Origin of the sequence: Streptomyces sp. NPDC052023 (assembly GCF_044548465.1) — a bacterium.
Classification (GTDB): Bacteria; Actinomycetota; Actinomycetes; order Streptomycetales; family Streptomycetaceae; genus Streptomyces.
Window position 1 is genome coordinate 1 of the sequence record NZ_JBIUBW010000005.1, and the last position, 17,921, is coordinate 17,921.

A 17,921-nucleotide genomic window follows, 5' to 3' on the forward strand; every position below is an offset into this window, starting at 1 on the left:
GTTGATAGGCCGGATATGGAAGCACGGTAACGTGTGGAGTTGACCGGTACTAATAGGCCGAGGGCTTGTCCTCAGTTGCTCGCGTCCACTGTGTTGGTTCTGAAACCACGAACAATCGTCGTAGCCGTTGCTGCGGTTCCGGTTGTGTTTCATAGTGTTTCGGTGGTCATAGCGTGAGGGAAACGCCCGGTTACATTTCGAACCCGGAAGCTAAGCCTTACAGCGCCGATGGTACTGCAGGGGGGACCCTGTGGGAGAGTAGGACGCCGCCGAACTACCTTTACAGCTCCGGCTCTTGGGCTCACGCCCAGGGGCCGGAGCTTTTTTGCGTTGAGGTAGGGTCGGGGAGCATCGTTGGCTCGTTTTTCGACAGGAGGCCCCCGGTTGGAGGTCCAGGAGACTCGCGTTCAGACGGACCGGGTCCTCACCATCCCGAACATCCTCAGCATGGCTCGGCTGCTCGGCGTGCCCCTCTTCCTGTGGCTGATCCTCAGGCCTGAGTTCGGGGGACCGAAGAGTGACGGCTGGGCGCTGCTGGTGCTGCTTCTCAGCGGGATCAGTGACTACCTGGACGGCAAACTCGCCCGGCGATGGAACCAGATCAGCAGCCTCGGCCGGCTGCTCGATCCTGCCGCGGACCGGCTCTACATTCTCTCGACCCTGGTCGGGCTCACCTGGCGCGAGATCCTGCCCCTCTGGTTGACCGCCGTACTGCTGGCGCGAGAACTGGTCCTCCTGGTGATGGTGGGCATCCTCAGGCGTCATGGCTATCCGCCGCCCCAGGTGAACTTCCTCGGCAAGGCGGCGACCTTCAACCTGATGTACGCCTTCCCGTTGCTGCTGCTCAGTGACGGAAGCGGCTCGCTGGCGTCACTCGCTGCAATCTTCGGATGGGCGTTCGCCGGATGGGGTACAACCCTCTATTGGTGGGCAGGAGTCCTCTACGTGGTGCAGGTCCGCCGTCTGGTTCGTGCGGACACCATGGCCGATTGAGCCTGTCGATTGCGCGGCCGTAGCGGTGCGATGGCCCGCGAGGCAAAAGTGCGGGACAATTCGGACGGGTGAAGTCGGCTAGACCGTCGTCTCTTCGAGGAGGACGCTTCCGACATGAAGGCCGTCGTGATGGCCGGTGGCGAAGGCACGCGCCTTCGTCCCATGACCTCAAGCATGCCCAAGCCGCTCCTGCCGGTGGCCAACCGGCCGATCATGGAGCACGTTCTGAGGCTGCTCAAAAGGCATGGGCTCAACGAGACCGTCGTTACTGTTCAGTTCCTTGCCTCACTGGTCAAGAACTACTTCGGTGACGGCGAAGAGCTCGGTATGGAGCTCACCTATGCCAATGAGGAGAAGCCACTCGGTACCGCCGGAAGTGTCAAGAACGCTGAAGAGGCGTTGAAGGACGACACCTTCCTTGTCATCTCCGGCGATGCCCTGACCGACTTCGACCTCACCGAGCTGATCAACTTCCACAAGGAAAAGGGCGCACTGGTCACCGTATGTCTGACCCGCGTCCCGAATCCCCTGGAATTCGGAATCACGATCGTCGACGAAGAGGGCCAGGTCGAGCGCTTCCTTGAGAAGCCGACCTGGGGCCAGGTCTTCTCGGACACCGTGAACACCGGTATCTATGTCATGGAGCCTGAGGTCTTCGACTATGTCGAGGCCGATGTGCCCGTCGACTGGTCCGGTGATGTCTTCCCGCAGCTCATGAAGGAGGGCAAGCCGGTCTACGGCTATGTCGCCGAGGGCTATTGGGAGGACGTCGGCACACACGAGAGCTATGTGAAGGCGCAGGCCGATGTCCTGGAGGGCAAGGTCGACGTCGACATCGACGGCTTCGAGATCTCGCCGGGCGTATGGGTGGCCGAGGGTGCCGAAGTACACCCGGACGCCGTGCTTCGGGGGCCGCTCTACATCGGTGACTACGCGAAGGTCGAGGCCGGCGCGGAAATACGCGAGCACACCGTCGTCGGCTCGAACGTGGTCGTCAAGAGCGGAGCATTCCTGCACAAGGCCGTGGTGCACGACAACGTGTATGTCGGGCAGCACAGCAATCTGCGGGGCTGTGTCGTCGGAAAGAACACCGACATCATGCGGGCAGCCCGCATCGAGGACGGCGCCGTCATCGGTGATGAGTGCCTCATCGGTGAAGAATCGATCGTACAGGGCAATGTGCGGGTCTACCCGTTCAAGACCATCGAGGCGGGCGCCTTCGTCAACACCTCGGTCATCTGGGAATCGCGAGGGCAGGCCCACCTCTTCGGTGCGCGTGGCGTCTCCGGGATCCTGAACGTCGAGATCACGCCGGAGTTGGCCGTTCGGCTGGCCGGCGCCTACGCGACGACACTGAAGAAGGGCTCGACCGTCACGACGGCGCGTGACCACTCCCGCGGCGCCCGTGCGCTGAAGCGGGCCGTGATCTCCGCGCTGCAGGCCAGCGCCATCGACGTACGCGACCTGGAGAACGTACCGCTGCCGGTCGCGCGGCAGCAGACGGCTCGGGGCAGCGCTGGCGGGATCATGATCCGGACCACGCCTGGGGTACCGGATTCCGTGGACATCATGTTCTTCGACGGGCAGGGTGCCGATCTTTCGCAGGCGAGTCAGCGGAAGCTGGACCGCGTCTTCGCGCGCCAGGAGTACCGGCGGGCGTTCCCCGGCGAGATCGGGGACCTGCATTTCCCGTCGAGCGTCTTCGACTCGTACACCGGGTCGCTGCTGCGGAACGTCGACACCACCGGGATCGCCGAGTCGGGACTGAAGGTCGTCGTCGACGCGTCGAACGGAAGCTCCGGGCTCGTGCTGCCCAGCCTGCTCGGCAAGCTAGGTGTGGACTCCCTGACGATCAACCCGGGCCTGGACGAGGCCAGGCCGACGGAGTCGGTGGACACGCGGCGGTCGGGGCTGGTGCGGCTGGGAGAGATCGTGGCGTCCGCGCGAGCCGCGTTCGGCGTCCGGTTCGACCCGGTCGGCGAGCGGCTGTCGCTGGTCGACGAGAAGGGCCGGATCGTCGAGGACGACCGGGCGCTGCTCGTGATGCTCGATCTGGTCGCGGCCGAGCGCCGCAGCGGGCGGGTCGCGCTGCCGGTGACCACGACAAGGATCGCCGAGCAGGTCGCGGCGTACCACGGGACCCAGGTCGAGTGGACCACCACGTCCCCCGACGACCTGACCCGGGTCGGCGGCGACGAATCGACGATCTTCGGCGGTGACGGCAAGGGCGGCTTCATCGTCCCGGAGTTCAGCAGCGTCTTCGACGGTACGGCGGCCTTCGTGCGGCTGATCGGGCTGGTGGCGCGGACGCAGCTCACGCTGAGCCAGATCGACGCGCGTATCCCGCGCGCGCACGTGCTCAAGCGGGATCTGGCGACTCCGTGGGCGGTCAAGGGACTCGTCATGCGGCGGGTCGTCGAGGCGGCCGGTGACCGGGACGTGGACACCACGGACGGTGTGCGCGTGGTCGAGGCGGACGGGCGCTGGGTGATGGTGCTGCCCGACCCGGCCGAGGCGGTCACCCACCTGTGGGCGGAGGGGCCGGACGACGCCTCCGCGCAGGCACTGCTCGACGAGTGGTCGGCGGTCGTGGACAGCGCTGGCCGCTAGAACGGCAGCACGCGCGCGTGCCGGACAAGTGTCCCCAAGGGGGCCTGTCCGGCACGCCGGTGGGGCCATTCGGAGGTGGCGGCCGCGACGTGCGACGATGTGCGGCATGCCGCAGCAGCCCCCCGATCGGAGCACCCCCGCCCGCCCCGCGCGCCCGGACGCGTCCATGTCGCTGCTCACGAACGTCATGGACCACAGCCTCGATGACGGTTACGCCGAGGCGGCGGCACGCAAGAAGACCGCCGGGGGCATGCCGAAGACGCTGAGGGCGAAGCTCGGTCTCGCCGCCGGGCTGGTTCTGGCGGCGCTGGTGGTGACCGTCGGAGCGGCGCAGGCACGAGTGGCGGCGCCGGTCGTGGCGAAGGAGCGCGAGGAGCTCATCGACCGGATCGACCGCGAGACCGCGGCGGCCGACGAGCTGGAAACCACCGTGGACAAGCTGCGGGACGACGTGAGCGCCCGGCAGCGGGAGGCCCTCAGGCAGAGCGGCGGCGGTGACCAGACGGAGCTGGTCGGCATCCTGTCCGGTGCTGTAGAAGTGCACGGCCCCGGTGTGAAATTGGTCGTGAACGACGCCAAGGAGGCCGGCTCCGGTGGGGACAGCGATCCGCGCGGGACGACCGGCTTCTCGGACACGGGCCGGGTACGCGACCGGGACATGCAGCGCGTCGTGAACGGGCTGTGGGAGTCGGGCGCGGAGGCCGTTTCGATCAATGGGCAGCGACTGACGGCGTTGTCGGCGATCAGGGCAGCGGGCGACGCGATACTGGTCGACAACAGGCCGCTCGTGCCGCCGTACACGGTGCTCGCGGTGGGCGACGGCGAGGGGCTGAGCGCGAAGTTCCAGAACAGCGCGGACGGGCTCTATCTGCATGCCCTGCAGGAGAGCTTCGGCATCCGGACGAGCATCTCCGTGGAGGGGGAGCTCCGGTTGCCGGGCGCGCCGAGTGTGATCGTCCGCACAGCACATCCGATAACCGAGTCAGCACAGCAGAGAACTGGGAAAGGCACATCGTGATCGCCGTACTGGGCCTCGTCGTGGGAGTCGTGGCCGGCCTTTTGGTCCGGCCCGAGGTTCCGGCGGTCGTCGAGCCTTATCTGCCGATTGCCGTCGTGGCGGCCCTGGACGCCGTCTTCGGCGGCCTGCGGGCCATGCTCGACGGTATCTTCGACGACAAGGTCTTCGTGGTGTCCTTCCTGTCGAACGTGGTCGTCGCCGCGTTGATCGTCTTCCTGGGCGACAAGTTGGGCGTCGGTGCCCAGCTGTCCACCGGTGTCGTGGTCGTCCTCGGTATCCGGATCTTCTCCAACGCCGCGGCGATCCGCCGGCACGTGTTCCGGGCGTGAGACCGATGAGGGACCACGACGAGAAGACCGGCGAGATGACCCCCGAGCAGAGCGGCCAGAACCCGCTGCGCAAGGAGCTGCCCCACCAGGTGCCGGTCGCCGAGGCCAGGCCGACCGCGGAGAGCCCGGCGGACGTGGCGGGCGGGGATGGCGCCGGTCAGGACACTCCGCCCGGGATCACGGGGAGGCAGCGGCTCGTCAACGGGCTGTGGCCGCCGCGGATCACGCGGGCCCAACTCATCGTCGCTCTGTTGCTGTTCGGGCTCGGCTTCGGTTTGGCCGTTCAGGTCGCCTCGAACAGCGACGGTGACAGCGCCCTGCGCGGGGCGCGCCAGGAGGATCTCGTGCGCATCCTCGATGAACTGGATGACCGAACTCAGCGTCTTGAGGACGAGAAGCAGGGGCTCGAGAACCAGCGGGACGAGTTGGAGAACAGCTCGAACCAGGCCGAGGAGGCCCGGCGGCAGACGATCGAGAAGGAGCGGCAACTCGGTGTGCTGGCGGGCACGGTGGCGGCACAGGGGCCCGGCATCACGATGACCATCGACGACACGAAGGGGACGGTCGAGGCGGACATGCTGCTGGACGCGATCCAGGAGCTGCGCGCGGCCGGTGCGGAGGCGATCCAGGTGAACGGCGTGCGGGTCGTCGCGAGCACCTACCTGACGGACTCCGGGCAAAGTGTGAGTGTCGACGGGAACAAGATCAACGCTCCCTATCGTTTCAAGGTCATCGGCAAGCCGCAGGACCTCGAACCGGCGCTCAACATCCCAGGAGGCGTGGTGCAAACGCTTGAGAAGGAGCAGGCCACCGTGACTGTCGAGCGCTCGGACAAGATCGTCGTGGATGCCTTGCGAGCGGTGAAGCGACCTGACTACGCTCGGTCGTCCTCCCAGTGAACCGTTGGTGCATGCGGGACATCGGGGGAGGGCATGAGGTTGCGGGGGGTCGGCGCACCGATTGGGTGGTGCGTGGTGGAAACTGTCTGGTGGATACGGACGTTGTGAGGATGTCCGGGTCGGCCAGAGTGTGCAATCAGGGTTCGTCCTGCCCCACGGGCGGGTCTGTTTCGGTCAAGGGGAATCGCCCGTGAAGTTGTTTGCGAAGTTGTTCGGCAAGAGCGCGCGAGAGGGACGCGACAACGCGACCGCTCGTCATCGCGCACAGCCTGACGCGGAGGGCCAGCGCCCGCTGTTCCGGGACCAGGTGGGTGGTCCGGGTGGCGACATTTCCGGTGGTCAGGGCGCGCCGTCGGTTGACCCTGCCCAGGCCGGCGGCATAGGTTTCGGGCAACCGTCAACCTCAAGTGCGGGTGGAGGGTTTTCCGCCGACCCGTACGCGTCCCACGCCCCTGCGGGGCAGCCGCGGCAGGAGGATCCGTCCATGTCGGCCCTGGTTTGTACGAGGTGCGGTAACCGCAACGCGGAGAGCAGCCGCTTCTGTTCCAACTGCGGTGCGCCGCTGCGGCCGGGGGTGGCCCCCGAGCGTCCGTCCGAGACGACCTCCACGATCTCCATCAGCGGTCTTGAGGCGTACGACGCCGAGGCCACCGGTCAGACGGCGATGCCGACGCTGTCTCCGGAGGCGCAGGCCGCGGTGGACGCGCTGCCGCTGGGCTCCGCCCTGCTGGTGGTGCGCCGGGGGCCGAACTCGGGCAGCCGCTTCCTGCTGGACAGCGACTTGACCACGGCTGGTCGGCACCCGCAGAGCGACATCTTCCTGGACGACGTGACGGTCTCACGCCGCCACGTGGAGTTCCGTCGCAGCCCGGACGGGTCGTTCGCGGTGGCCGACGTCGGCAGCCTCAACGGCACGTATGTCAACCGGGAGCGGATCGACCAGGTCGCTCTGTCGAACGGTGACGAGGTGCAGATCGGCAAGTACCGCCTCGTCTTCTACGCGAGCCGGCAGGCCATCTGACCCTCCTCCGGAGTTGGTCCGGAGAAACTCCGAGGGAAGTTCCATGCGTCACACACCGAGCGGCGGCTCCGGGCACGGCGCCGCCGCCGCGGACAGCGGGCTGATGAGTATCGGCACGGTGTTGAACGTGCTGCGCGAGGAGTTCCCCGAGGTCACGATCTCCAAGATCCGCTTCCTGGAGTCGGAGGGGCTCATCGAGCCGCAGCGGACGCCCTCGGGGTACCGGAAGTTCGGCCCGCGAGACGTCGAGCGGCTCGGGCATGTGCTGCGGATGCAGCGGGACCACTATCTGCCGCTGAAGGTGATCCGTGAGCACCTCGACGCGCTGGAGCGCGGCGAGCAGGTGCGGCTGCCGACGCTGGGCCGGCAGCGTGACGGCGAGGCCGTGCCGGCCGAGGAGGCGCTTGAAGGGCCGACGGCGGCGCGGATCGCGCGGGCCGAGCTGCTGGCGGCGGCCGGGATCGGTGAGCAGGAACTCGCCGAGTGGGAGTCCTACGGGCTGGTCACTCCGGTGGCGGACGGGGTGTACGACGTCGAGGCGGTCACCGTCGCGGCGCTCATCGTCGAGCTGGGCCGGTTCGGGATCGAGCCGCGCCATCTCCGGGTGATGAAGGCTGCGGCCGATCGTGAGGCGGGGCTGGTGGACCAGGTGGTGGCTCCACTGAAACGGCACCGCAATCCGCAGACGAGGGCGCATGCGCAGGCCCGGGAGAAGGAGCTGGCGGGGCTCACCGTGAAGCTGCACGCGGCGCTGGTGCGGAGCGCGCTCGGGATTCGGTTGCCCTGAGCCGGCTGGGCAGGACGGCCCCTGAGAGGGCTGCAGGGGGTCGTACAGGGGCCGGATCGGCTGCTGGGTGTCGCCGAAGCCGGAAGGCTCAGGGGCGGGTCAGGCGGTCGTGAGGCCGCCGGGCCGCGCAGGGTCGGCGTTGGGAGCCCAAGCCGCTCGGTGACGGCCACGCGCAGCGGCTGAGCAGGGGTGTCGGGCCTTTGTGGAGTGCGCCCCCTTCGCAGCCGCGGGTGGGAACGCCGGATTCCACTACCTCCAGGGGACGGCCGGCGGCCGGATCGCGTGGGGATGGTGGCCCGACTACCCAAACGTCCCGGGCACGGCCTAGGGTTGCTGTGTGAACGAGCTCGATGTCGTAGGTGTCCGGGTCGAAATGCCCTCCAACCAACCGATCGTGCTCCTGCGCGAAGTGGGAGGCGACCGTTACCTCCCCATCTGGATCGGGCCGGGGGAGGCGACGGCGATCGCCTTCGCCCAGCAGGGCATGGCCCCCGCGCGACCGCTGACCCACGACCTGTTCAAGGACGTGCTGGAGGCCGTCGGCCAGGAGCTCACCGAGGTACGCATCACGGATCTGCGTGAAGGCGTCTTCTATGCCGAGCTGGTCTTCGCCAGCGGCGTCGAGGTGAGCGCCCGTCCGTCCGACGCGATAGCGCTTGCCCTGCGCACCGGCACGCCGATCTACGGCAGTGACGGGGTGCTCGACGACGCCGGTATCGCGATCCCCGACGAGCAGGAGGACGAGGTGGAGAAGTTCCGGGAGTTCCTCGACCAGATCTCTCCCGAGGACTTCGGCACCAGCAGCCAGTGAGACGTGGTCGGCCCGCGCGGGCGTGGGGTCCGCGGCGGGCCGGTGTGTGCCTGGTGACGGTTCGTGACACGGCACGTGCCAGTGGCGAGTGCAGATTCCTGCGGCTTCCCGTCAGAGCATTCGGCTAGCCTTTCCCCGCGGTGGGGTGCGTGAAACCACTCTTAGGGTGATTATCACTCGGCGTGCCGAGTGTGGCGATCGTTGACGCACCCTTGGTGACTGCCTACCGTCGAGAAGGCAGGTCAAGGACGGAGGTCGGCGTGAGAAGCAGCGGCGACGGTACGGCTGGGGGTGCCCCCGGACGCAGTTTCGGGGAGAGCGGTCCGTACGCTCCCCCAGGCTCTCAGCTTCGCCCGAGTGGGGGGTACCCTCCGCACGGCAGGGCGGCGGATCACGCTCCGCAGCGACCTATGGCCGTTCCCGGCGGCGGAGGGGCGGCGCCGATGGCGTCCGAGGAGATCGGCTACCGCGGTCCGACGGCCTGCGCGGCCGCCGGCATCACCTATCGGCAACTGGACTACTGGGCCCGCACCGGCCTCGTCGAACCGAGCGTGCGGCCCGCCTACGGGTCCGGGACGCAACGCCTGTACAGCTTTCGCGACGTCGTGGTCCTGAAGATCGTCAAGCGGTTCCTCGACACCGGCGTCTCGCTGCAGAACATCCGCACCACCGTCCAGCACCTGCGAGAGCGTGGTTTTCGGGACCTGGAGCGGATGACGCTGATGAGCGACGGCGCGACCGTCTACGAGTGCACCTCGCCGGACGAGGTCCACGCGCTGCTCCAAGGCGGCCAGGGGGTATTCGGGATCGCCGTGGGTGTGGTGTGGCGGGACGTCGAGAACGCCCTGTCGCAGCTGCACGGAGAGCGCATCGACACGGGTGAGACGCTCGTCGGGCACAATCCGGCGGACGAGCTCGCCCGGCGGCGCAACCGGGCCGTCTAGAGGCTGCCCGCGAAGGGGTCCGCGGCTGCGGCCGCATTGTCAGTGGCGTGAGGCAGCATCGGAGATGTGAGAACCGCGCCCACGATCCTGCATCTCGACATGGATGCCTTCTTCGCCTCGGTGGAGCAGGCATCCAAGCCGAGCCTGCGCGGGAAGGCCGTGATCGTGGGTGGGCTCGGGCCACGCGGGGTGGTGGCGACCTGTTCCTACGAGGCCCGGGTGTTCGGGGTGCATTCGGCGATGCCGATGGGCCAGGCGCGCCGGCTGGCGCCGAACGCCGCGTACCTTGTCCCCCGCTTCGGGTTGTACCGGACGATCAGTGAGCAGGTGATGGCCCTGCTGCGCGAGCTGTCGCCGCTGGTGGAGCCGCTGAGCCTGGACGAGGCCTTCGTCGACCTGGAGGCCGGTGGGGCGGCGTGGGACCGGGAGTCAGCGCGGCTGGCCGGTGTCAGGCTGCGGGCCGACATCCGGGCGGTCACCGGCCTGACCGGGTCCGTAGGGCTCGCCGCCTCCAAGATGCTCGCGAAGATCGCCTCCGAGGAGGCGAAGCCGGACGGTCTGGTGCTGATCGAGCCCGGCACCGAGCGGGCGCTGCTGGGGCCGATGCCGGTGCGGACGCTGCCGGGAGTGGGGCCCGCGACCGGCGATCATCTGCGGCGGGCGGGGATCACGACGGTCGACGAGATCGCCGAGGCGGGCGAGGACGAGCTCGTACGGCTGCTGGGGAAGGCCCATGGGCACGCCCTGTACGCCATGGCGCTGGCCCACGACGACCGGCCGGTGGTCGCCGAGCGGGAGGCGAAGTCCGTGTCGGTCGAGGACACCTACGACGTGGACATCCACGACCGGGTCCGCGTCGGGCTGGAGGTGCAGCGCCTCGCGGACCGGTGCGTGCGGCGGCTGCGCGGTGCCGGACTGTCGGGGCGGACGATCGTCCTGAAGGTGCGGCGGTACGACTTCTCGACGCTGACCCGGTCCGAGACGCTGCGGGGGCCGACGGACGACCCGGCGGTGGTGCGGGAGGCGGCGGCCCGGCTGCTGGACTACGTGGACACGACAGGGGGCGTGCGGCTGCTGGGCGTGGGGGTCAGCGGGCTGGCCGACTACACGCAGGAGGATCTGTTCGCGCAGGCGGCGGGGGAGCGGGACGAAGGGCCCGGGGAGGACGTGACCGATGAGCCCGAGCGGGCGGAGACCGGCCCCGCCGAGCGCCGGTGGGCCGCCGGCCACGATGTGCGGCACACCGAGTACGGGCACGGATGGGTGCAGGGCAGTGGGCTGGGGAGGGTGACCGTGCGGTTCGAGACGCCCGAGTCGGAGCCGGGGCGCGTGCGGACCTTCCGGGTCGACGACCCCGCGCTGGAGCCCGCGGATCCGCTGCCGCTGGTGGCGCGAAGACCCGAGCTCCAGGGCTGAGCCCGCCGGGTCAGGCCTCCTCCGAGCCCGCCAGCTTGCCGAAGTCGCGGTCCGGGAGCGCGGGGGGAGCGGCCACGTCGAGGCCGTAGTGGTGGTAGAGCTGGAGTTCCTGCTCCGGGGAGAGGTGCCGGCCGACCCCGAAGTCGGGGGCGTCCTTGATCAGGGTGCGGTCGAAGGGGACGTGCAGAGTGCCGTCGATCAGCTCGCTCGGCTCCAGCGGGACGAAGGCGTCCCTGCTGAACAGGCCGGTCCGTATGGCGGCCCACTCCGGTACACCGGTTGCGTCGTCGAGGTAGACCTCGTCGATGGTGCCGATCTTGGTGCCGTGGCGGTCGAACGCCTTGCGGCCGATCAGGTTGCGCGGATCGATATCGGTCTGCACCGGGCCCTCCACTCGCTCGCACCTCATCCGTAAGCACTACGAAAGAGCACAATGCGGAACGCGGCCACTCGAACGCCCGGGCGTTGACCTCGCTGGTAGTCTGGCAAAGGCTGCTGACCCCGTGCGGGAGAGTCCTCCGGAGACGACCGGAGGCGCCGAAGGAGCAAATCCTCCCCGGAATCTCTCAGGCCCACGTACCGCACGGACGAGGTCACTCTGGAAAGCAGGGCGGGCGTCACGGCTTCCGCCCTCACCGACGGTGCAAGCCGGACGTCCGCGGGCGGCCGGTGAAGCTCTCAGGTTGTGATGACAGAGGGGGAGGCCGTCGGGGCACCTCTGCCGTGGTGTCCCTCGAAGGTCGCGTCAGACCAGGAGGCCTCCGCAATGACCGCCCAGCGCATTCCGCTCACCGAGCTCGAACAGGGCATCCCCTTCGAGCAGCGCCACATCGGGCCCGACCAGGAGGCGCGGGCCAAGATGCTCGCGCAGGTCGGCTACGGCTCGCTCGACGAGCTCACCGCCGCCGCGGTACCGGATGTGATCAAGAACGCCGACGCCCTGGACCTGCCGGGCGCCCGCACCGAGGCCGAGGTGCTGCGCGAGCTGCGCTCCCTCGCCGACCGCAACCAGGTGCTGGGCTCCATGATCGGGCTCGGCTACTACGGGACGTTCACCCCGCCGGTCGTCCTGCGCAACGTCATGGAGAACCCCGCCTGGTACACGGCGTACACGCCGTACCAGCCGGAGATCTCGCAGGGCCGGCTGGAGGCGCTGCTGAACTTCCAGACCGTCGTCGCCGACCTCACCGGGCTGCCCACCTCCGGCGCCTCGCTGCTCGACGAGGGCACGGCCGCGGCCGAGGCGATGGCGCTCTCCCGGCGCATGGGCAAGAACAAGAAGGGTCTGTTCCTGGTCGACGCGGACGCGCTGCCGCAGACCGTCGCCGTGATCCAGGGCCGCGCCGAGCCAGCCGGCGTCGAGGTCGTCGTCGCCGACCTCAGTGAGGGCATTCCGGCCGAGATCGCCGGGCGTGAGATCAACGGCGTGCTGATCCAGTACCCGGGCGCCTCCGGAGCCGTGCGCGACATCAAGCCGGTCATCGACCAGGCGCACGAGCTGGGCGCGCTGGTCACCGTGGCCGCCGACCTGCTGGCGCTGACGCTGCTGAAGTCCCCCGGTGAGCTGGGCGCGGACATCGCCGTCGGTACGACGCAGCGCTTCGGTGTGCCGATGGGCTTCGGCGGGCCGCACGCCGGCTACATGGCGGTGCAGGAGAAGTTCGCGCGCAGCCTGCCGGGGCGGCTCGTGGGCGTCTCCGTCGACGCCGACGGGAACAAGGCCTACCGGCTGGCGCTCCAGACGCGTGAACAGCACATCCGCCGTGAGAAGGCGACCAGCAACATCTGCACCGCGCAGGTGCTGCTCGCCGTGATGGCCGGGATGTACGCCGTCTACCACGGGCCCGAGGGCCTGAAGAGCATCGCGCGGCGCACCCACCGGTACGCAGCGATCCTCGCCGCGGGCCTTCGTGACGGCGGTGTCGAGATCGTGCACGGCGCCTACTTCGACACCGTCACCGCGCGGGTGCCGGGGCGGGCGGCCGAGGTCACCGCCGCCGCGCGCGAGAACGGTGTCAACCTGTGGCGGATCGACGCCGACCACGTCTCCATCGCCTGCGACGAGACCACCACGCGGGACCGACTGGAGGCCGTGTGGGCCGCGTTCGGTGTCGAGGGGGACATCGAGGCACTCGACGGCGTCACGGAGGACGCGCTGCCCGCCGGGCTGCTGCGCACCGACGCGTACCTCGGGCACCCGGTCTTCCAGCAGCACCGCTCCGAGACCGCGATGCTGCGTTACCTGCGCCGGCTCGCCGACCGCGACTACGCACTCGACCGGGGCATGATCCCGCTGGGTTCCTGCACCATGAAGCTCAACGCGACCACGGAGATGGAACCGGTCACCTGGCCGGAGTTCGGGCAGATGCACCCCTTCGCGCCGGCCGAGCAGGCGGAGGGATACCTGACGCTCATCCACGAGCTGGAGGATCGCCTCGCCGAGGTCACCGGGTACGACAAGGTCTCTCTGCAGCCGAACGCCGGGTCGCAGGGTGAGCTGGCAGGGCTGCTCGCCGTGCGCGGGTACCACCGGGCGAACGGCGACGAGCAGCGCACCGTGTGCCTGATCCCGTCGTCGGCGCACGGTACGAACGCCGCCAGTGCCGTCATGGCCGGGATGAAGGTCGTCGTCGTCAAGACCGCCGAGGACGGCGAGATCGACGTCCAGGACCTGCGTGCGAAGATCGAGCAGTACCGCGACGAGCTGTCGGTGCTGATGATCACGTACCCGTCCACGCACGGTGTGTTCGAGGAGCACGTCGCGGACATCTGCGCCCAGGTGCACGACGCCGGTGGCCAGGTCTACGTCGACGGGGCCAACCTCAACGCGCTCGTCGGGCTCGCGAAGCCGGGGCACTTCGGCGGCGATGTGTCCCACCTCAACCTGCACAAGACGTTCTGCATCCCGCACGGCGGCGGTGGGCCGGGCGTCGGTCCCGTGGCCGTACGGTCGCACCTGGCGCCGTATCTGCCGAACCACCCCCTGCAGCCGGCGGCCGGGCCGGAGACCGGGGTCGGGCCGATCTCGGCGGCGCCGTGGGGTTCGGCGGGGATTCTGCCGATCTCGTGGGCCTACGTGCGGCTCATGGGCGGCGAGGGCCTGAAGCGGGCCACGCAGGTGGCCGTGCTCAGCGCCAACTACATCGCCAAGCGGCTGGAGCCGCACTACCCGGTGCTGTACACCGGCCCGGGCGGGCTGGTCGCCCACGAGTGCATCATCGATCTGCGACCGCTGACCAAGGCGACGGGCGTCAGCGTCGACGACGTGGCCAAGCGGCTGATCGACTACGGGTTCCACGCGCCGACGATGTCGTTCCCGGTGGCCGGGACGCTGATGATCGAGCCGACCGAGTCCGAGGACCTGACCGAGATCGACCGGTTCTGCGAGGCGATGATCGCCATTCGCGCGGAGATCGAGAAGGTCGGCGCGGGTGAGTGGCCGGCCGATGACAATCCGCTGCGGAACGCTCCGCACACCGCCGGCATGCTGGGCGGCGAGTGGAGTCACGCGTACCCGCGGGACGAGGCCGTCTTCCCCGCCGGGGTGTCGGTCGCCGACAAGTACTGGCCGCCGGTGCGCCGCATCGACCAGGCGTTCGGCGATCGGAACCTGGTGTGCTCCTGCCCGCCGCTGGACGCGTACGAGGACTGAGGCCGAGGCCGCGGAGGCGGTGGCCGACGGATCGAGTGACGAGGGCTCCCTTTGTGGGGGCCCTCGTCGCGTGGGGCCGAGGGCCCGAACGGGTGATCAGGCGCGGTCGATGTGTACGTTTGTCGACTTCACGCGGGCCGTCGCTTCCATACCTACCTCCAGGCCCAGTTCCTCGACGGCCTCACGGGTCAGGAGGGAGACCAGGCGGTGCGGGCCGGCCTGGATCTCGACCTGGGCGGCGACGTCGCCGAGCTTGATCGCGGTCACGATGCCCGGGAAGGCGTTGCGGGCCGAGGTGTACGGAGCCTCCTCCTCACCGCTGCCCGCCCCGGCGAGCTCGACCGAGAACGCGGCCAGGTCCCTGCCGTCGATGAGGCGCCGACCGCTCTCGTCGCGGTGCGTGGCCACCCGGCCGGCGTCGGCCCAGCGGCGCGCGGTGTCGGGGCTCACGCCGAGGAGCCGTGCGGCCTGGCCGATCGTGTAGGAGTGCATGCCGGCCACGATAGGGCGGCGGCACCGTCTGGTGGATGGGGGGTTGGCCCACGGGTATAACGCGATATAGCGTTAGTCCTGACGGGGTCTTCGACTGGCGATCGGGGTGAGGGTGTGTCGGCTGAAGTGTCGCGTGCGGGCGCGTCGTCCGGGGTGAGGGCCTCGCATGCGGACCGGGACCGGGTGGTCGACGTGCTGACCGCCGCGGCGGGGGACGGGCGGCTGACCGCTGAGGAGCTCGAGGAGCGGGTCGAGGCCGCGCTGACCGCGCGGACGATGGGGGAGCTGGCCGTGCTCACCGGTGACCTGCCCGTCGTGACCGAGGCGAAGGACCTCGTGCGCATCCAGCAGGAGGGCGGCTCCGTGGTGCGGGAGGGCGAGTGGGCCGTGCCACGGCTGCTGGAGATCGAGTCGTCCTGGGGAGATGTGACGCTCGACTTCACCGACGCGGTGATCTCGCAGGGCACTGTCCGCGTCGACCTCGACATGCAGGGCGGCACACTGCGGCTGGTGACGCGGCCGGGGGTCGTGGTGGACACCGTCTCCCTGGTCACCAACTACGCCCAGATCAAGACACAAAGGCCGGCCGAGCCCGACGTGCCGGTGATGCTGCGCGTGGAGGTGTGCGGCCGGCTCAGCTACGGGCGGGTGCTGACGCGCTCGGCGCGACGGGGGTGGTGGCGGCGGTGAGGCGTACGGTGCGGTGGCGGTGGCGGTGGTGAGGCGTGTGGTGCGACGGGGGTGATTTCACCCCGTGTGCACCCGGGGCCGACGGGTGACGTCCGGTTCCGCGACCCGCAGGACCTCCCGGGTGACCGGCGCCACCTCGCCCTGGCCGAAGAGGAAGAAGCGCAGGAAGTTGGCGAAGGGATTGCCCTCGGTCCACTCGAAGTAGATGTGCGGGACGCAGCCTGTGGTGCCGCGGACGTGCAGGAGCAGCGCGGCCAGGGCGTTGGGGATGGAGGAGGAATCCAGGGTCAGCACCCGGTAGCGGTTGTGCAGGACCTCGCCGTGGACCGCCAGGCCCGCCTCGAACTCGGACGGGTCGGTCACCGTGACCTCGACGAAGACGAAGTCCTCGGGGCCGGCGACATCGTTGTCCTGACGGATCTGCTCGATCTTGTCGCGGTACTCGGCGACATCACGCCGGTCGGGCTCGTTCGCGATAAACCGGATCTTGCGGCTGGCGATATCGCGGACGAACCGCTCCGCCATGGGGTCCAGCGTCACGCCGGTCACCCGGAGCTCGAAGGCGCGGGCCAGCCGGGAGACCAAGGAGAGGATCATGATGCCCGCGATGAAACAGGCACCGATCTTCACGCCGTCCGGGCGCTCGACGACGTTGACGACCGTGGTGTAGAGGAACACCGTCGAGATCACCGCGAAGGCCACGGTCCAGTTCCGCTGCCTGGCCCTGCGCGCGGCGATGGTGACCGCGATCGCCGCCGAGCTGATCAGCACCAGCACACCGGTGGCGTACGCGCCGCCCTGCGCGTCCACGTCGGCGTCGAAGAGCCAGGTGACCAGGAAGGCGACGAGCGTGAAGACGATGACCATCGGGCGTACCGCACGCGCCCAGTGCGGGGCCATGCCGTACCGGGGCAGATAGCGCGGCATCAGGTTGAGCAGGCCGGCCATCGCCGAGGCGCCGGCGAACCACAGAATCGCGATGGTGGAGACGTCGTACACCGTCCCGAAGGCGTTGCCGAGGTACTCGTGCGCGAGATACGCCAGCGCTCGCCCGTTGGCCTGGCCGCCCTTCTTGAACTCGTCCGCCGGGATGAGCAGGGTGGTGATGAAACTGGTGGCGATCAGGAAGCAGCTCATGATCAGGGCGGCTGTGGTCAGCAGCTTCTTGGTGCCGCGGATCCGTCCCTCGGGGTGCTCCTCGGAATCGCTCGGGTCGCCTTTGACGTGCGGCATCACGGCGACGCCCGTCTCGAAACCGGACAGGCCGAGGGCGAGCTTGGGGAAGACGATCAGGGCCACGCCGATCATCACGAAGACATTGCCGTGCTCGGCGGTGAGGGCGTTGGACCAGTCGGTCACGACATGCCCCTCGGTGGCGACGTGCCAGAGCCCTGCCACGACGACCACGGCGTTGAGCGCGAGGTAGGTGGCCACCAGGGCGACGGCGACGCCGATCGCCTCCAGGAAGCCTTTGAGGAAGACCGCGCCGAGCAGGGCGATGAGCACCATGGTGATCAGCAGCTGCTGGTCGTGCAGGGCGCTGCTCAGGTGCGGGTTCTCGATCAGATGGGTGGAGGCGTCGGCGGCGGAGAGGGTGATGGTGATGAGGAAGTCGGTGGCGGCGAAGCCGAGCAGCGTCAGGACGAACAGCTTGCCCTTCCAGAAGGTGAGCAGGCGCTCCAGCATCGCGATCGAGCCCTGGCCGTGCGGGCTCTCCTCGGCCACCCTCCGGTAGACGGGCAGGGCGCCCGCCAGGGTGACGATCACCAGCACCACGGTCGCGACGGGCGAGAGCAGACCGGCGGCGAGAGCTGCGATGCCGGGCTGGTAGCCGAGGGTGGAGAAGTAGTCGACGCCGGTCAGGCACATCACCCGGTACCAGGGCCTGCCCTCGGCCGGAGGAGCGGGCGGGGCGTGCGGGCCCTGGAGGCCGCCAGCCTTGCCCATGTCGGACAGCCCCTCCAGCATCCAGGCGCGCAGGCGGCCGGGCGCGGGGTGTTCGGTCGGGGCCATCGATGTGCTCCTGATATGCGGCTCGGCGTGCGTTTCCGGCCATCGGCGGACGGCGCCCTCAGCGTAAGCGGAGAGACGCCCGGGCCTGCGGTCGAGGAGGCCTACGGCGTCAAGCTTGCGTCAAGAGTGAGCGGTGAAACGCGTCAGCGCATCAAGAGAGCCGTGGCGGCAGCGACTTCGGGCGGGCTGCGCCATACGGGGGACGCACGCCTTGCGCCGGTTCCCGGGCGTGTGGGACGTGACGCC

General features: G+C 69.2%; 14 protein-coding genes, 2 rRNA genes, 1 pseudogene and 1 riboswitch. Of the genes and pseudogenes, 14 read left to right on the plus strand and 3 right to left on the minus strand.

Annotation, left to right across the window (positions count from 1 at the left end; genetic code table 11):
• The 12 genes and pseudogenes from ACIHCM_RS12585 to ACIHCM_RS12640 form a co-directional block, all read left to right on the plus strand.
• Positions 1-73 (plus strand): 23S ribosomal RNA (locus ACIHCM_RS12585); the annotation flags it as partial.
• 85 nt (positions 74-158) lie between these two features.
• Positions 159-275, plus strand: a 5S ribosomal RNA gene (gene rrf / locus ACIHCM_RS12590).
• Positions 276-384: 109 nt separating this feature from the next.
• Positions 385-993: a CDP-alcohol phosphatidyltransferase family protein gene (locus ACIHCM_RS12595; RefSeq protein ID WP_399893432.1), complete on the plus strand. Its 609-nt coding sequence runs from the start codon at positions 385-387 to the stop codon at positions 991-993.
• A gap of 114 nt (positions 994-1,107) precedes the next feature.
• Complete coding sequence (locus ACIHCM_RS12600; protein WP_399893434.1) at positions 1,108-3,603, plus strand: sugar phosphate nucleotidyltransferase; 2,496 nt, start codon at positions 1,108-1,110, stop codon at positions 3,601-3,603.
• Positions 3,604-3,709: 106 nt separating this feature from the next.
• Positions 3,710-4,621, plus strand: coding sequence for a DUF881 domain-containing protein (locus ACIHCM_RS12605; RefSeq protein ID WP_399893437.1), 912 nt, complete (start codon positions 3,710-3,712; stop codon positions 4,619-4,621).
• The gene (locus tag ACIHCM_RS12610; protein WP_003988855.1) at positions 4,618-4,950 is read left to right on the plus strand and encodes a small basic family protein; all 333 of its coding nucleotides are present in this window, start codon (positions 4,618-4,620) and stop codon (positions 4,948-4,950) included. The genes ACIHCM_RS12605 and ACIHCM_RS12610 overlap by 4 nt, the downstream gene beginning before the upstream one ends.
• Positions 4,951-4,985: 35 nt before the next feature.
• Positions 4,986-5,849 (plus strand): DUF881 domain-containing protein, encoded by an 864-nt coding sequence (locus ACIHCM_RS12615; RefSeq protein WP_399893440.1) that lies wholly within the window; start codon positions 4,986-4,988, stop codon positions 5,847-5,849.
• A 61-nt stretch (positions 5,850-5,910) separates the two neighbouring features.
• Positions 5,911-6,870, plus strand: coding sequence for an FHA domain-containing protein (locus tag ACIHCM_RS12620; protein ID WP_399893444.1), 960 nt, complete (start codon positions 5,911-5,913; stop codon positions 6,868-6,870).
• A gap of 43 nt (positions 6,871-6,913) precedes the next feature.
• Entirely contained in the window at positions 6,914-7,657 is a 744-nt protein-coding gene (locus tag ACIHCM_RS12625; protein ID WP_399893447.1) for a MerR family transcriptional regulator, read from the plus strand.
• 337 nt (positions 7,658-7,994) lie between these two features.
• Positions 7,995-8,468, plus strand: coding sequence for a bifunctional nuclease family protein (locus ACIHCM_RS12630; protein ID WP_004002801.1), 474 nt, complete (start codon positions 7,995-7,997; stop codon positions 8,466-8,468).
• A gap of 260 nt (positions 8,469-8,728) precedes the next feature.
• A complete protein-coding gene (locus ACIHCM_RS12635) occupies positions 8,729-9,412 on the plus strand; it encodes a MerR family transcriptional regulator (RefSeq protein ID WP_399893450.1) in 684 nt (227 codons plus the stop codon).
• 66 nt (positions 9,413-9,478) lie between these two features.
• Positions 9,479-10,917: pseudogene (locus ACIHCM_RS12640) on the plus strand (DNA polymerase IV).
• Here ACIHCM_RS12640 and ACIHCM_RS12645 read toward each other — a convergent pair.
• A complete protein-coding gene (locus tag ACIHCM_RS12645; protein WP_399893452.1) occupies positions 10,839-11,210 on the minus strand; it encodes a PRC-barrel domain-containing protein in 372 nt (123 codons plus the stop codon). The pseudogene ACIHCM_RS12640 and the gene ACIHCM_RS12645 sit on opposite strands and share 79 nt — an antisense overlap.
• A gap of 114 nt (positions 11,211-11,324) precedes the next feature.
• A riboswitch (glycine riboswitch) is annotated at positions 11,325-11,420 on the plus strand.
• A 174-nt stretch (positions 11,421-11,594) separates the two neighbouring features.
• Here ACIHCM_RS12645 and gcvP point away from each other — a divergent pair.
• Positions 11,595-14,480, plus strand: a complete 2,886-nt coding sequence (gene gcvP / locus ACIHCM_RS12650) for an aminomethyl-transferring glycine dehydrogenase (protein ID WP_399893455.1) — start codon at positions 11,595-11,597, stop codon at positions 14,478-14,480.
• A 96-nt stretch (positions 14,481-14,576) separates the two neighbouring features.
• On the opposite strand, the gene ACIHCM_RS12655 is transcribed toward gcvP, so the two are convergent.
• The gene (locus ACIHCM_RS12655; protein ID WP_399893458.1) at positions 14,577-14,972 is read right to left on the minus strand and encodes a molybdopterin-binding protein; all 396 of its coding nucleotides are present in this window, start codon (positions 14,970-14,972) and stop codon (positions 14,577-14,579) included.
• 114 nt (positions 14,973-15,086) lie between these two features.
• Here ACIHCM_RS12655 and ACIHCM_RS12660 point away from each other — a divergent pair, with 114 nt between their 5' ends.
• Positions 15,087-15,662: a DUF1707 domain-containing protein gene (locus ACIHCM_RS12660; protein ID WP_399893461.1), complete on the plus strand. Its 576-nt coding sequence runs from the start codon at positions 15,087-15,089 to the stop codon at positions 15,660-15,662.
• A 57-nt stretch (positions 15,663-15,719) separates the two neighbouring features.
• On the opposite strand, the gene ACIHCM_RS12665 is transcribed toward ACIHCM_RS12660, so the two are convergent.
• Positions 15,720-17,675 (minus strand): amino acid transporter, encoded by a 1,956-nt coding sequence (locus ACIHCM_RS12665; protein WP_399893464.1) that lies wholly within the window; start codon positions 17,673-17,675, stop codon positions 15,720-15,722.
• Between the last annotated feature and the right edge of the window lie 246 nt (positions 17,676-17,921).